Below are 13,366 nucleotides of genomic sequence, written 5' to 3' on the forward strand. Positions count from 1 at the left end.
CCGGTCAGTTGCGCCGCTGCGGCTGGGCGGGAGCGCCCTGCCCCTGCGCCGGCGCGGCGGCCTCCGCCGGATCGGGATCGATCGGCACCGAGGTCAGCGCGCGGTTGAGCTGGTTCGCCACCGCCTCGCTGATGTCGTGCTCCTCCACCGCGAGCACGATCGCCTGGCGCTGCACCACCATGGTGAGGCCGCGCGCCTCCGCCACCTGGCGGATCACGTAGAGCAGCACCCGCTCGACCTCGGCGAGCGCCTTCTGGCCGGCGGCCTGGATCGCGGCGTTGCGTTCGCGCAGGATGCGCTGGCCGTCGGTGATCTGCTCCTGCAGCTCGCGCTCCTTCTCGCGCAGCTGCTCCGGCGTGAGCTGGCCGCGCTGGGCGGCAAGCGCCTGCTGCGCCTCGCGCCATTTCTGCTGCTCGCGCGCGGAGTCCTCCTGCAGGCGAGCGAGCCGGCGCTGCAGCGTCTGGCGCACCTCGCGCACGGCGACCGAGGCTTCGAACACCTCCTGCACGCCGATCACGCCGATCACCGCCGCGGGCGGCGGGGGAGCACGGTCGAGCGGCGGCAGCCGCGGCGCCCCCGGCTCGGTCGGCCCCGCCACCTGGCCTTGCGCGGCGCGCGGCGCCTGCGCGGCCGGACGCTGGGCGGGCGGGCGCTGCTGCTGCGCGGGCGGGCGCTGCTGCTGTTGCTGTTGCTGTTGCTGCTGCTGGCCGGGGACGAACCACTGCTGCTGCTGGGCCGAGGCGGGCCCGGCACCGAGCAGGTGGAGGGAGGCGGCCGCGAGCAGGAGCGCGGTGAGGGCGGGGCGGGTCGCTCGCATGATCAGAACCTTGTACCGAAGCCGAACCGGAACAGCTCGGTGTCATCGTAGCTCTTCTTCACGACGGCCCAGCCGAGGTCAACGTTCACGAGACCGAAGGGGGAGCGCCAGGCGACGCCGACGCCGATGCCGACGCGCGGGCTCGAATCGTCGACGACATTGGTGCCCGAGACCCCGGGATCGGTGAGCGCTCCGACATCGACGAAGGTGCGCCCCTGGATGCCGATATCGTCGGACACGAAAGGCAGCGGGAAGCGCAGCTCCGTGCTCGCGGTCCAGATCAAGCGGCCCCCCAGCGAGTCGTCGGTCGCGATGTCGCGCGGTCCGGCGCCGCCGCGACGGAATCCGCGCAGGTTCTCGCCGCCGAGGAAGAAATTGTCGATGATGCGTTCGCGCTGGCCGTACTGCAGGAGATAGCCCACACCCGCGCTCAGCACGAGCGTGTAGGGCTGCTGCAGGCCGAGAATCGGGGAGAGCGGCTGGTAGTAGGTGCCGTCCAGGCGCGGGCGGAAGAAGCCGACATCGCCGCCCAGACCCGAGACATCGGTGCCGATGCGGACGACGAAGCCCTCGCGCGGATCGATCCGGCTGTCGCGCCGGTCATAGGTGAGCACCTGGCTCACCTGCGAGAGCACCGTCGTGCCCTCCTGGTCGCGAATGAAGCGCGATGCGCCCGCCTCGATGTTGTCGATCTTGCGCTGGATCAGCGAGTAGCTCCACGACTGGCGCAGATGCTCGTTGAACTCGTAGCCGATGCGCAGCGCGAAGCCGACGCGCTTGTCGTCGAAGCTCGCGACGTCGCGGTTGTTGCGCGTGATGTAGAAGGCATCGATTCCGGCGACGAGGTTGCGGTCGAGGAAGTAGGGATCGGTCAGCGAAAGGTCGAACTGGCTGCGCCGCTGCGCGAGCGTGACCTGGAACTGGCCATCGAGACCGGTGCCGACCAGGTTGCGCTCGCGCAGCCCGAAGGTGGCGAGCGCGCCGCTGTCGGTCGAGAAGCCGCCGCCGATGGTCAGCTCGCCGGTCGCCTTCTCCTCGACCTCGACCTGCACCACGGTCCGGTCCGGCGCGCTGCCCGGCGCATTCGACACCTCCACCTTGTTGAAGTAGTTCAGATCGACGATGCGCTGGCGCGAGCGGGCGATCCGCGCGGCGCTGAACGCGTCGCCCTCGGCGATGCGGAACTCGCGGCGGATCACCTGGTCCTTGGTGCGGATGTTGCCGACGATGTCGATCCGCTCGACGAAGACGCGCGGCCCCTCGATCACCTCGAAGACGATGTCGATGGTGCGCGTCTCGGCATTGCGCGTCAGCCGCGGGCGCACCTCGGCGAAGGCATAGCCGGCATTCTGCGCGGCCGTGGCGAGCGCGTTCATGCTCGCCTCGACCGCGTCCGCGCCGTACCAGCCGCCCTCCCGGAGCGTGAGCGCGCCGCGCAGCGTCTCGGCGTCGAGGTTGCGGATCTGCGAGACCACGTCGACCTTGCCGACGCGGTAGCGCTCGCCCTCATCGACGGTGAAGGTGACGAAGAAGCTGGTACGGTCCGGCGCGAGCTCGGCGACCGCCGAGACCACGCGGAAATCCGCATAGCCGTTCTTCAGGTAGAAGCGGCGCAGGAGCTCGCGGTCGAAGGAGAGGCGTTCGGGATCGTACTGGTCCGAGGTCGAGAGGAAACGCCACCACGCCGTCTCGCGCGAGGCGATCACGTCCGAGAGCTCGCCCGAGGAGAAGGCGCGGTTGCCGACGAAGTTGATGCGCCGGATCAGCGTGCTCTCGCCCTCCGCGATCTCGAAGACGACGTCGACGCGGTTCTGGTCGAGCTCGATCACCTTCGGCTCGATCTGCGCGCCGAAGCGCCCGCGGCGGGCATAGATGTCGAGCAGGCGCTGCCGGTCCGCCTGGGCCGCGGCGCGGGTGAACACCGCGCGCGGGCGGAGCTGCAGCTCGGCGCGCAGGGTCTCGTCGCCGAGCGCACGGTTACCCTCGAAGGCGATGCGGTTGACGATCGGGTTCTCGACCACCGTCACCACCAGCGTGTCGGCCTCGCGGCGCAGCGAGACGTCGCGGAACAGTCCGGTCGCGAAGAGGGTACGCAGCGTGCGGTCGAGCCGGTCGGCATCGAACGGGTCGCCCGGCTGGGCGAGCATGTAGCTGCGGATCGTCGCCTCCTCGATGCGCTGCGCGCCCTCGACTCGGACGGCGCGGATCAGCCCGGCGCCGGCGGCCTCCACCGCCGGCCGGCGCGGCTGCGCCTCCGGTGTCGCGGGGGCAGGCAGGACGAGGGCGCCCGCAAGCAGGATCAGACGGAGAGGCGGCACGGAGAGTCCCGGAACACGCGGCGTGTGACGACGAGGGGGCACCATATCGACGCGGCGCGGGCCTGTCACCCGAGCAGCCGCGCGACCCAGTCGACCACGCGCAGATGCGTCAGGTCGTTCCAGGTCGCCAGGACGAAGATCGCGAGCAGGATCGCAAGCCCGCCGCGGAAGGCATATTCCTGCGCGCGCGGCGGCAGCGGCCGGCCTCGCACCGCCTCGTAGGCGTACATCACCAGATGGCCGCCATCGAGGATCGGGATCGGGAACAGGTTGATCAATGCCAGGTTGACCGAGAGGATCGCCATCAGCCCGACCAAGGGAATGATCCCGCCCTCCGCCACCTGGCCGGAAAGCTGGGCGATCCGCAGGGGCCCGCCGATCTCGTCGGTCCCGCGCGTGCCGGCGATCATCTGCCAGAGCGCGGTCAGCGTCTGTTCGGTGATGCGCAGCATCTCGCCGGCGCCCGCGGCGAGCGCCTCGAGCGGGGGCAGCCGGCGATACTCCGCCACCCCGCCCGAAACGCCGAGCAGGCCGATGCGCTGGACGTTGCCGAACCGGTCGGAGACCTCGCGCAGATCCGGCACGGCCTGGAGCGCGAGCCGGGCGCCGTCGCGTTCGACGGTCAGGGTCAGGGCCTGGCCGGGCCGCAGCCGGACGGTCGCCTGGATGTCCTCGAAGCGCGCGGTTGTGCGGCCGTCGATCGCGACGATCCGGTCCCCCGGCACGAGGCCCGCGCGCGCCGCGGCACTCTCCGGTTGCACCGCCGACACCACGGGCGCGGTGTCGGGCCGGCCGGCGGTCATGAACATGCCGGCCAGCAGCACCGCGGCGAGCAGGAAGTTGGCGAGCGGTCCCGCCGCGACCACCCAGGCGCGCGCCGCGACCGGCTTCTCGGCGAAGGTCTCGCCCGCGCGCCACGCGGGCGCGGCCTCGCCCTTCGCGCGCGCCTCCGTCGCCGCCGCGGCGCGGTCCTCGGCGCTCTCCTGCCCGTGCAGCTTCACGTAGCCGCCGAGCGGGATCCAGCCGACCTTCCAGCGCGTGCCGCCGCGACCGGTCCAGCCAAGGATCTCCCGTCCAAAGCCGATCGAGAAGACCTCGACATGCACGCCGACCGAGCGGGCGGCGAGGTAGTGGCCAAGCTCGTGGAAGAAGATCAGCACGCCGAGGACGAGCAGGAACGGCAGGATCGTGCCGAGGGTGTCGCCGAGGAAGTCCATCGCGCGCGCCTACTCCGTGATTCAGGCGAAGGCAGGGCCGGCGGCGAGCGCGAGCGCGGTCCGCCGCGCCGCCGCATCCGCCTCCAGCACCGCCTCGAGGTCCGGCGCGGGCGGAGCGCCGAGCCGGTCGAGAGCGGCCGCCACGAGGGCGGCGATGCCGAGGAAGTCGATCCTGCCGTCGAGGAAGAGCTGCACCGCGACCTCGTTGGCCGCGTTCAGGATGGTCGGCGCCGCCCCACCCGCGGCCAGCGCCTGGCGTGCCAGGGCCAGCGCCGGGAATCTTTCAAGGTCAGGCGGTTCGAAGGTCATTCTCCCAAGCGAGGCGAGATCGAGCCGGCGCGTCGCCGTAGCCATGCGTCGGGGCCAAGCGAGGGTGTGGGCGATCGGGACGCGCATGTCCGGCGGGCCCATCTGGGCGAGCATCGAGCCGTCGACGTACTGCACGATGCCGTGGACCACCGCCTCCGGGTGCACCAGGACCTCGATCCGGTCCGGCGGGACGGGGAAGAGGCAGGCCGCCTCGATGACCTCGAGCCCCTTGTTCATCATCGTGGCGCTGTCGATCGTCACCTTCGCGCCCATGCGCCAGACCGGATGGTTGAGCGCGTCCTGCGGGCGGATGGCGCGCATCCGTTCGGCCGGCCAGTCGCGGAACGGCCCGCCCGAGGCGGTCAGCACGATGCGTTCGACGCTCGCCGGCGCGGTGCGGTCGAGCGCCTGGAAGATCGCGTTGTGCTCGGAATCCACGGGCAGCAGGGTGGTGCCGGCGGCGTCGGCGACCCGACGCAGCATCGCGCCGGCACAGACCAGGCACTCCTTGTTGGCGATCGAGAGAATGCCGCCGCCGGCGGCCGCGGCCATGGTCGCCGGCAGCCCGGCGGCACCGACGATCGCCGCCATGGTCCAGTCCACCGGGATCGCAGCGGCGGCGAGCACCGCCTGCGGCCCCGCCTCGGCGCGGATGCCGCTGCCTTCGAGCGCGCTGCGCAGCGCGGACAGGGCTCCGTCATCCGCCAGCACGGCGAGCCGCGCGCCCACCCGGCGCGCCGCCGCGGCCAGCGCCTCGGCATTGCCGTTCGCCACCAGCGCCTCGACCACGAAGGTGCCGGGCGGTGCCTCGGCGATCAGGTCCAGCGTGGCGCGCCCGATCGAGCCGGTGGCCCCCAGGACGGTGAGGCGGCGCGGCTCTCGGTTCAGCGCCACAGCACGCCCCCCTCGCCGAGCGCGAGCGACAGCAGCGCCGCCACCGGCACCGCTGCGATCAGCCCGTCGGCGCGGTCGAGCAGGCCCCCATGACCCGGGATCAGGGCCGATGCGTCCTTCACCGCGAAGCGACGCTTGATGAAGCTCTCCAGGAGATCGCCCGCCTGGGCGGCGATGCCGACCAGCGCGGCGACCGCTGCGGCGGCCGGGAGCGCTCCCCCCGGTGTGAGCGCGGCCGCGACCCCGCCGCCTGCGGCGATCGCCGCCGCGAGCCCGCCCACCACGCCCGCCCAGGTCTTGTTCGGGCTGATCCTGGGCGCCAGGCGCGCGCCGCCAATCATCCGCCCGGCCACATAGGCGCCGATATCGGAGGCCCAGACCACCAGCACGATGAACAGGACATTGGCCCGACCCGCCTCCCCGGCGTCGCGGAGCCAGATCAGCCCCACGCCCGCAAGCCCGATATATACCACGCCGGCGGCGAGCCACGCGGCCGGACGACGTTCGCCCGGCAGGAGTGCGGGCCGACGCGCGATGGCCCAGGCGACCCCGGCGCCCGCCGCGAGCAGCGCGAGCGCGGCACCCCAGGCGCCGGCCAGCGACGCGAGGCCCGCAGCAAGCAGTGCGAGCGGCACCGCCGTGCCGGGGAAGGCGCGCAGCCGCGCGCCGCACAGATGCACCCATTCCCAGGCCAGCACGGCGGTGCCGACCGTGACCAGCAGCATGAACCACTCGGCACCGAGCCAGATCGCGGTCAGCGCGATCGGCCCGAGCAGCGCGGCCGAGAGGGCACGCTTGCCGAGGTCGCCCCAGCGTCCGGCCGGCGGCGGCGCCACCTGCGCCTGCGGTGCGTCCTCACCCCGGGCGGGCGCCATAGCGTCGCTCGCGGAGCGCGAAGGCCGAGAGCGCCTGGGCGAAATGCTGCTGGGCGAAGTCCGGCCAGAGCACGTCGAGGAAGACGAACTCCGCATAGGCCGCCTGCCAGAGCAGGAAGTTGGAGAGCCGCTGCTCGCCCGAGGTGCGGATCACGAGGTCGGGGTCCGGCATGTCCTCGGTCTCGAGGTGGCGGGCGAAGGTCGTCTCGTCGATCGTATCCGGATCGATCCGTCCCTCCGCCGCCGCGCGCGCGATCCGCCGCGCCGCACCGGCGATCTCGGCGCGACCGCCATAGGAGAGCGCGATCACGAGGTTGAGCCGCGTGTTGGCGCGCGAACTCGCCTCCGCACGCTCGACCGCCTCGCGGAGGCCGCGGTCGAGCCGGTCGCGCTCGCCGATCATGCGCAGGCGGACGCCGCGGCGGATCATCTCGGTCCAGTGCCGCTCGATCCCCTGGCGCAGGAGCCCCATCAGCCCGCCGACCTCCTCGGCCGGCCGGCGCCAGTTCTCGAGGGAGAAGGCGTAGAGCGTCAGCCACGGCACGCCCTGCGCGAGCGCGGCATCGACCGCACGGCGTGCAGCCTCCGCCCCCTCGCGGTGGCCGGCGAGCGCCGGCAGGCCGCGCCGCGCGGCCCAGCGGCGATTGCCGTCCATGATGATCGCCACGTGCCGCGCGGTCGGCAGCGGCACGCCGGCGGCAGCGATCGGGAGGGGGGCGTTCATGGGCGGCGGGGGCAGGCGCGCTCAGGGCTGTCTGATGTCGGCTTCCTTGGCGGCGAGCGCCTCGTCCACCTTGCGGATATAGGCATCCGTCAGCTTCTGGACCTCCTCGGCCCAGTCGCGGTGCACGTCCTGGCCGATCTCGTGGTCCTTCTCGAGCTTCTTCAGCGTCTCCATGCCGTCGCGGCGCACGGCGCGGATCGCGACGCGCGCGGCCTCGGCGTACTTGCCGGCGAGCTTCGCCAGCTCGACGCGCCGCTCGGCCGTCAGCGGCGGCAGGGGCACGCGGACGGTCTGGCCATCGGAGGCGGGGTTCAGGCCCAGACCGGAATCGCGGATCGCCTTCTCGACCGCCGGGACGGCAGCACGGTCCCAGACCTGGACCGTCAGCATGCGCGGCTCGGGCACGCCGATCGTGCCGACCTGGGTGATCGGCATCTCGGTGCCGTAGACCTCGACCCTGATGGGCTCGAGCAGCGCGGGGCTCGCCCGGCCGGTGCGCAGCCCTGCGAACTCCTTCTTCAGCGTCTCGAGCGCGCCATCCATGCGCCGGCGCAGGTCGCCGGTGATCTGATCGAGCGTGGGCGGGGCCTTGGCCATTCCTCTCTCGCCTCCGTCTCCTGCTGTGCCGCGCGTGCCGGACCCGCTCAGCCCGGCGCGTCGGTGACGATGGTGAAGGTGCCGCGCCCGCGCAGCACATCGGCGAAGGCGCCAGGCGCGTGGATCGAGAAGACAATGATCGGCAGGCCGTTCTCGCGCGCCAGGCTGATCGCGGAGGCGTCCATCACCCCGAGGTCGCGCGCCAGCACGTCGAGATAGGTGAGCCGCTCGTAGCGTTGCGCGGTCGGGTCCTTGCGGGGATCGGCCGAATAGACGCCGTCGACCTGCGTGCCCTTGAGCAGCGCGTCGCAGCCCATCTCGACGGCGCGCAGGGCGGCGGCGGTGTCGGTGGTGAAGAACGGGTTGCCGGTGCCGGCGGCGAAGATCACCACCCGCCCCTTCTCCATGTGGCGGATCGCGCGGCGGCGGATATAGGGCTCGCAGACCGAGCTCATCGGGATCGCCGACTGCACCCGCGTGTGGACCTGGAGCTTCTCCAGCGCGTTCTGCAGCGCGAGCGCGTTCAGCACCGTCGCCAGCATGCCCATGTAGTCGGCCGAGGCGCGCTCCATCCCCGCCGCCGCGCCGGAGACGCCGCGGAAGATGTTGCCGCCGCCGATCACCAGACAGACCTCGACGCCCAGGGCGACGACCGCGCGGACGTCCGCGGCGATGCGTGCGACCGTCTCGGTGCAGATGCCGTAGTCGCGCCGGCCCATGAGCGCCTCGCCCGACACCTTCAGGAGCACGCGTCGGTAGCGGGGCGCATCCTCCATGGCGCGGGCGTCCTTCTCGGTCGGGGCGGGGCCGGACTCGGGCGAGGCCGTCAGTGTAAGGCGGATCGCCGCGTCGGGCATCCCCGCGCCCTCAGCGCGCCGCCGCAGCGACCTCGGCCGCGAAGTCGGAGACCTCCTTCTCGATCCCCTCGCCGAGCTGGAAGCGGACGAATCCGGCGAGTTCGGCGCCCGCCCTCCTCACCACGTCCTTCACGCGGCTCTCGCCGTCATGCACCCAGACCTGCTCGAGCAGCACGACCTCCTCGTAGTACTTGCGCACGCGCCCCTCGACCATCTTCTCGATGATGGCCTCGGGCTTGCCGGAGGCGCGCGCCTGCTCGGTCAGCACCGCCCTCTCGCGCGCCAGCGCGGCCGGATCGACCGAAGCGATGTCGAGGAACTCGGGTCGGGCGGCGGCGACATGCATGCCGATCTGCCGGCCGAGCGCGACGAGCGGCTCGCCCGGCTCGCCCGCCAGCGCGACGAGCACGCCGATACGGCCGAGCTCGGGCTTGAGCGCGGCGTGGACATAGGTCGCAACCACCCCCTTCGGCACCGACAGCACCGCCGTGCGGCGGATCGCCATGTTCTCGCCGATCGTGGCGATCAGGTGCGTGAGCTCCTCGGCCACGCTGCGGCCGCTGCCCGGGAAGGGCTTCGCCTTCAGCGCCTCGACATCGCCGCCCGCCTCGAGCGCCAGCGCCGCACAGGCGGCGACGAAGCCCTGGAAGGTCTCGTTGCGCGCGACGAAGTCGGTCTCCGCGTTCACCTCGACGATCGCGGCGCGGCTCGCCCCCGCCTTCACGCCGACCAGGCCCTCGGCCGCCGTGCGGCCGGCCTTCTTGGCCGCCGCCGACAGGCCCTTCTTGCGCAGCCAGTCGATCGCCGCCTCCAGGTCGCCGCCCGTCTCGGCGAGCGCCCGCTTGCAGTCCATCATGCCCGCGCCGGTCTTCTCGCGCAGTTCCTTGACCAGCGCCGCGGTGATCTCCGCCATCGATCCGTCCTCTCGTTCCGTGCGAACTCAGTCCCGCACCTCGGCGGCGTCCTCGGCCGGCGGCGGCGCGTCCTCGGCCACGACCTCCTCGGCCGGCGGCAGGGCGTCGATCGGCACCTCCTCGGCAGCGCCGAGATCGAGCCCGGAGGCCGCCATCTCGGCCGAGATGCCGTCCAGCACCGCGCCGGCAATCAGGTCGCAGTAGAGCGCGATCGCGCGGATCGCGTCGTCGTTGCCCGGGATCGGGTAGGTGACGCCGTCCGGATCGGAGTTGCTGTCGAGCACCGCGACCACCGGGATGTTGAGCTTCCTCGCCTCCTGGACCGCGATCTTCTCCTTGTTCGTGTCGATGATGAACAGGATGTCCGGCAGCCCGCCCATCTCCTTGATGCCGCCGAGCGCGCGCTCCAGCTTGTCGCGCTCGCGCGTCAGCATCAGCTGCTCCTTCTTGGTCAGACCCGTCTGCTCCTGGGCGAGCTGCTCCTCGATCGCGCGCAGGCGGCGGATCGAGTTCTGGATCGTCTTCCAGTTGGTCAGCATCCCGCCGAGCCAGCGGTGGTTCACGTAGTACTGGCCGCAACGCTTCGCCGCCTCGGCCACGTAGTCGGCGGCCGACCGCTTGGTGCCGACGAACAGCACGCGCCCGCCGCCTGCGACCACGTCGCGCACCGCCTGCATGGCGCGGGCGAGCAGCGGCACGGTCTGCTGCAGATCGATGATGTGGACCTGGTTGCGCACGCCGAAGAGGTACGGGGCCATCTTCGGATTCCAGCGGCGCGTGTGGTGGCCGAAATGGACGCCGGCCTCGAGAAGCTGGCGCAGGGTGAACGTCGGCAGGGCCATGGGGCCGTCTCTCCTTCGCAAGTCCGGTTCGTGCCTCCGCGGCGCCAAGCGGACCCTCGGTCCGCACCGGACCCCGGGCGTGTCCCGGGAAGGCTGCGCCGCGCGCGAATTGGCCGGCGCGGGAGGCTTCCCGCGCGCGGCCCGTGGCGGGTGATACAGGCAGGCACCGCCCGGGGCAAGAGCGGGGCGGGGCAGGGCTGCCGTCCGGCCGGCGCTACCAGGTCCGGTCGGAGCCCGGCGGGCCGAGATCGATCGCGGTGTCGGGCGCGACATCCGCCACGCCCGCGACCGTGCGGGCGCGTTCGGCGGCGGCCTCATCGCCGGTCGCCGTGAGCACGCCGATCGCTTCCATCACCTCGCCGACCGAGAGACCCGCAGCCGCGAGGTCGCGCTTCACCTCAGCCGCCTTGCGGTCGCCCGAGAGGGTGACGATCCAGGTCCTGCGCCCAGCCATGCCGAGTTCTCCTCTCCCCGGCGGCGCCCCGGCCGGAGGGGCATCTCCGGGCCGGGGCGAACGGCAGATGCCACTCTAGCAGCCTGTCCGAACAAGGTCTGCGCGCGTGATGTTGTCCGAGCCGCGGAGATGGAGGCCGGGCGGAAGGAAGAGGCGCCCCTGTCCGGCTGACCGAGCCTGACCAGTCCCGCCGCCCGACAGAGGCGCAACACCCGCACGGAGAGACCGCCGAGCGCCGCCGGATGCCGCTTGCGGACGTCGCGGACGGTGCGGACATCCGGCCGCCGCGGCCCGGCCAGCGCCATCACGTCCATGCGATCCTCCGTGCAGGCCCTCAGGATCGCCGACAGGTCCAGCGCCTCGCGCAACCACATCCTGCACGACACGCGCCACGCGCATACGGCTGGAATCGATCGTATTCGTGAAGATGCTCGCGGGGACAGGTTGGAACGGTTTCCACGCGTCTGGAAACCGCCTCTAAAGCCCGGTCTCGGTGCCGAGGTGGAACAGGCAGTCCCCGCGCGCCGTGCGGCCGGGCACACGCTTGCACAGCACGAGGCCGTCGCGCAGGAAGTGCACGGTCGCAGGCTCGCGCCAGGGCGTCTCGGGCGTGTGGATCCGCGCGGCCGGCTGACCCGCCCGCACCGTGTCGCCGAGCTCCACCAGCGGCTCGTAGACGCCGGTCTCGGAGGCATAGACGAACCACTCCGCCCCGCCGACCTCGAGGATGCGCGTGGCCCCCTCGCCCGGGATGCGCTCGCGCTCCGGCAGGATGCCGAGTTCCACCAGGACGTTGCGCAGACCCCGCTCGGCGAGGCGCAGCGCCGCCGGCGTCAGCGTGCCCGCTCCGCCAAGCTCGCTGCCGAGCGAGACGACGCCGCGCGCGGCCGCCGCCCCCGAGAGGGTGCGGTCGTCGCCCGTGCCCTGCCCACCCGCCGGCAGATAGGCGACCGGCGCGGCAAAGGCCTTCAGCAGCCGCAGCGAGAGTGCGGCCTTGGCCGGCTCCGCGGGCAGGCGCGCCAGCACGGATGGCACGTACATCAGCGACGAGCCCCCCGAATGCAGATCGACCACCGCGTCGCAGAGCGGCAGGAGTTCGCTCGCGATGTACCAGGCGATCTGCTGCGTCACCGTGCCGTCCGGGTCGCCGGGGAAGCTGCGGTTCAGGTTGCCGCCGTCGACCGGCGAGGTGCGCGTGCCCGCCATCGCCGCCGGGAAGTTCGCCATCGGCAGCACGATCACGCGACCGGTGATGCGCGTGTGATCGAGGCTGCGGATCAGGTTGGCGAGCGCGATCTGGCCTTCGTACTCGTCGCCGTGGTTGCCGCCCATCAGCAGCACGGTCGGCCCGTCGCCGTTGCGGAACACCACGATCGGGATCGGGATGAACCCGTAGGCCGAGCCGTGGACGGAATGGAACAGGCGGAGGAAGCCGCGATGCGCGCCGTCCTTGTCGAACGGCACTTCGCAGTGGATGCGGCTCTTGCGCGCTGGACTCACGGCGGGCTCCTCAGGCTTCGGCGAGATGGCAGGCGACGCGGTGCGCCGGCGCGAGTTCGCGCAGCGGCGGGTCCTCCTCCGCGCAGCGGGGAACCGCGATCGGGCAGCGCGTGCGGAAGCGGCACCCCGATGGCGGATCGAGCGGCGAGGGCACCTCGCCGGCGAGCGGCACCGGCGGCGGCGCGCCCGGCTTCGGCAGCGGCACCGCGGCCAGCAGCGCGCGCGTGTAGGGATGGCGCGGCGCGGCGAACAGCGCGGGCTTCGGCGCCTCCTCGACCACCCGGCCGAGATACATCACCGCGACCCGGTCGGCGATGTGACGCACCACCGAGAGATCGTGCGCGACGAACAGGTAGGTCAGCCCGTGCGACTGCTGGAGGTCCTGCAGCAGGTTGATGATCTGCGCCTGGATCGAGACGTCGAGTGCGGAGACCGGCTCGTCGCACACCACGAGGTCGGGCGCGAGCGCGAGCGCGCGCGCGATCCCGATGCGCTGGCGCTGCCCCCCCGAGAACTCGTGCGGGTGGCGCGTCGCATGGGCGGGCGTCAGCCCCACCTGCGCGAGCAGCGCCTCGACCCGCGCGCGCCGTTCGGCGCGCGTGCCCTCGCCGAAGATGCGCAGGGGCTCGCCGACGATCTCGGCCACCGTCATGCGCGGATCGAGCGAGCCGTAGGGGTCCTGGAAGATCACCGAGAGGTGCCGGCGCATCCGCCGCATCGCCTCGGGCTTCAAGGCGAGCAGGTCCTCGCCGCGGAAGCGGATCGATCCGGCCGTCGGCTCCACTAGGCGCAGGATCAGCCGCCCCAGCGTGGTCTTGCCGCAGCCGGACTCGCCGACCAGCGCGTGCGTCTCGCCCGCGCGCACCGCGAGGTCGACGCCGTCCACCGCGCGCAGGAGCCCGCCGCCGCGCACCTTGTAGTGCTTGGCGAGGCCACGCGCCTCGACGAGCGGACCGTCAGCCGGCATGGCGGATGCAGGCGGCCCGGTGGCCGGGCCCGACGGGGAAGAGCGGCGGCACGCCCGCGGCGCAGGCGGCGACCGCGCGCT

Annotated in this window: 13 protein-coding genes and 1 pseudogene; all 14 read right to left on the reverse strand. The window is 72.6% G+C overall.

The features are described from left to right. Positions 1-4: 4 nt before the first annotated feature. Entirely contained in the window at positions 5-817 is an 813-nt protein-coding gene (locus tag FK498_RS07585; RefSeq protein ID WP_141853193.1) for an OmpH family outer membrane protein, read from the reverse strand. Between the two features lie 2 nt (positions 818-819). After that, on the reverse strand, positions 820-3,135 hold the full coding sequence (bamA, locus tag FK498_RS07590; RefSeq protein WP_141853195.1) for an outer membrane protein assembly factor BamA: 2,316 nt from the start codon (positions 3,133-3,135) through the stop codon (positions 820-822). Between the two features lie 65 nt (positions 3,136-3,200). Next, entirely contained in the window at positions 3,201-4,352 is a 1,152-nt protein-coding gene (rseP, locus tag FK498_RS07595; protein ID WP_141853197.1) for an RIP metalloprotease RseP, read from the reverse strand. Between the two features lie 21 nt (positions 4,353-4,373). After that, on the reverse strand, positions 4,374-5,555 hold the full coding sequence (gene dxr / locus FK498_RS07600; protein ID WP_141853199.1) for a 1-deoxy-D-xylulose-5-phosphate reductoisomerase: 1,182 nt from the start codon (positions 5,553-5,555) through the stop codon (positions 4,374-4,376). After that, entirely contained in the window at positions 5,546-6,391 is an 846-nt protein-coding gene (locus FK498_RS07605; protein ID WP_237560874.1) for a phosphatidate cytidylyltransferase, read from the reverse strand. The genes dxr and FK498_RS07605 overlap by 10 nt, the downstream gene beginning before the upstream one ends. 19 nt (positions 6,392-6,410) lie before the next feature. Next, on the reverse strand, positions 6,411-7,154 hold the full coding sequence (gene uppS / locus FK498_RS07610; RefSeq protein WP_141853203.1) for a polyprenyl diphosphate synthase: 744 nt from the start codon (positions 7,152-7,154) through the stop codon (positions 6,411-6,413). A 21-nt stretch (positions 7,155-7,175) separates the two neighbouring features. Then, entirely contained in the window at positions 7,176-7,751 is a 576-nt protein-coding gene (frr, locus tag FK498_RS07615) for a ribosome recycling factor (protein ID WP_141853205.1), read from the reverse strand. A 47-nt stretch (positions 7,752-7,798) separates the two neighbouring features. Beyond that, positions 7,799-8,527: a UMP kinase gene (pyrH, locus tag FK498_RS07620; RefSeq protein ID WP_141853217.1), complete on the reverse strand. Its 729-nt coding sequence runs from the start codon at positions 8,525-8,527 to the stop codon at positions 7,799-7,801. Positions 8,528-8,618: 91 nt separating this feature from the next. After that, complete coding sequence (gene tsf / locus FK498_RS07625; protein ID WP_141853208.1) at positions 8,619-9,521, reverse strand: translation elongation factor Ts; 903 nt, start codon at positions 9,519-9,521, stop codon at positions 8,619-8,621. A gap of 27 nt (positions 9,522-9,548) precedes the next feature. Continuing rightward, a complete protein-coding gene (rpsB, locus tag FK498_RS07630) occupies positions 9,549-10,364 on the reverse strand; it encodes a 30S ribosomal protein S2 (RefSeq protein ID WP_141853210.1) in 816 nt (271 codons plus the stop codon). 214 nt (positions 10,365-10,578) lie between these two features. After that, positions 10,579-10,818 carry a hypothetical protein gene (locus FK498_RS07635; RefSeq protein WP_141853212.1) on the reverse strand — a complete coding sequence of 80 codons (240 nt, stop codon included), beginning with the start codon at positions 10,816-10,818 and terminating at the stop codon, positions 10,579-10,581. A 179-nt stretch (positions 10,819-10,997) separates the two neighbouring features. After that, positions 10,998-11,159, reverse strand: a pseudogene (locus tag FK498_RS19910) (IS5/IS1182 family transposase); the annotation flags it as partial. 136 nt (positions 11,160-11,295) lie between these two features. Next, the gene (locus tag FK498_RS07640; RefSeq protein WP_141853213.1) at positions 11,296-12,318 is read right to left on the reverse strand and encodes a succinylglutamate desuccinylase/aspartoacylase family protein; all 1,023 of its coding nucleotides are present in this window, start codon (positions 12,316-12,318) and stop codon (positions 11,296-11,298) included. A 10-nt stretch (positions 12,319-12,328) separates the two neighbouring features. Next, entirely contained in the window at positions 12,329-13,285 is a 957-nt protein-coding gene (locus tag FK498_RS07645; RefSeq protein ID WP_141853215.1) for an ABC transporter ATP-binding protein, read from the reverse strand. Positions 13,286-13,366: the final 81 nt, after the last annotated feature.

Origin of the sequence: Elioraea sp. Yellowstone (assembly GCF_006704265.1) — a bacterium.
Classification (GTDB): Bacteria; Pseudomonadota; Alphaproteobacteria; order Acetobacterales; family Acetobacteraceae; genus Elioraea.

What these genes read in the sequence shown, in the direction of transcription:
- FK498_RS07585 (WP_141853193.1), bottom strand. Translation starts at nt 817, where the DNA reads ATGCGAGCGACCCGCCCCGCCCTCACCGCGCTCCTGCTCGCGGCCGCC.
- rseP (WP_141853197.1), bottom strand. Translation starts at nt 4,352, where the DNA reads ATGGACTTCCTCGGCGACACCCTCGGCACGATCCTGCCGTTCCTGCTC.
- uppS (WP_141853203.1), bottom strand. Translation starts at nt 7,154, where the DNA reads ATGAACGCCCCCCTCCCGATCGCTGCCGCCGGCGTGCCGCTGCCGACC.
- frr (WP_141853205.1), bottom strand. Translation starts at nt 7,751, where the DNA reads ATGGCCAAGGCCCCGCCCACGCTCGATCAGATCACCGGCGACCTGCGC.
- pyrH (WP_141853217.1), bottom strand. Translation starts at nt 8,527, where the DNA reads ATGGAGGATGCGCCCCGCTACCGACGCGTGCTCCTGAAGGTGTCGGGC.
- tsf (WP_141853208.1), bottom strand. Translation starts at nt 9,521, where the DNA reads ATGGCGGAGATCACCGCGGCGCTGGTCAAGGAACTGCGCGAGAAGACC.
- rpsB (WP_141853210.1), bottom strand. Translation starts at nt 10,364, where the DNA reads ATGGCCCTGCCGACGTTCACCCTGCGCCAGCTTCTCGAGGCCGGCGTC.
- FK498_RS07635 (WP_141853212.1), bottom strand. Translation starts at nt 10,818, where the DNA reads ATGGCTGGGCGCAGGACCTGGATCGTCACCCTCTCGGGCGACCGCAAG.
- FK498_RS07645 (WP_141853215.1), bottom strand. Translation starts at nt 13,285, where the DNA reads ATGCCGGCTGACGGTCCGCTCGTCGAGGCGCGTGGCCTCGCCAAGCAC.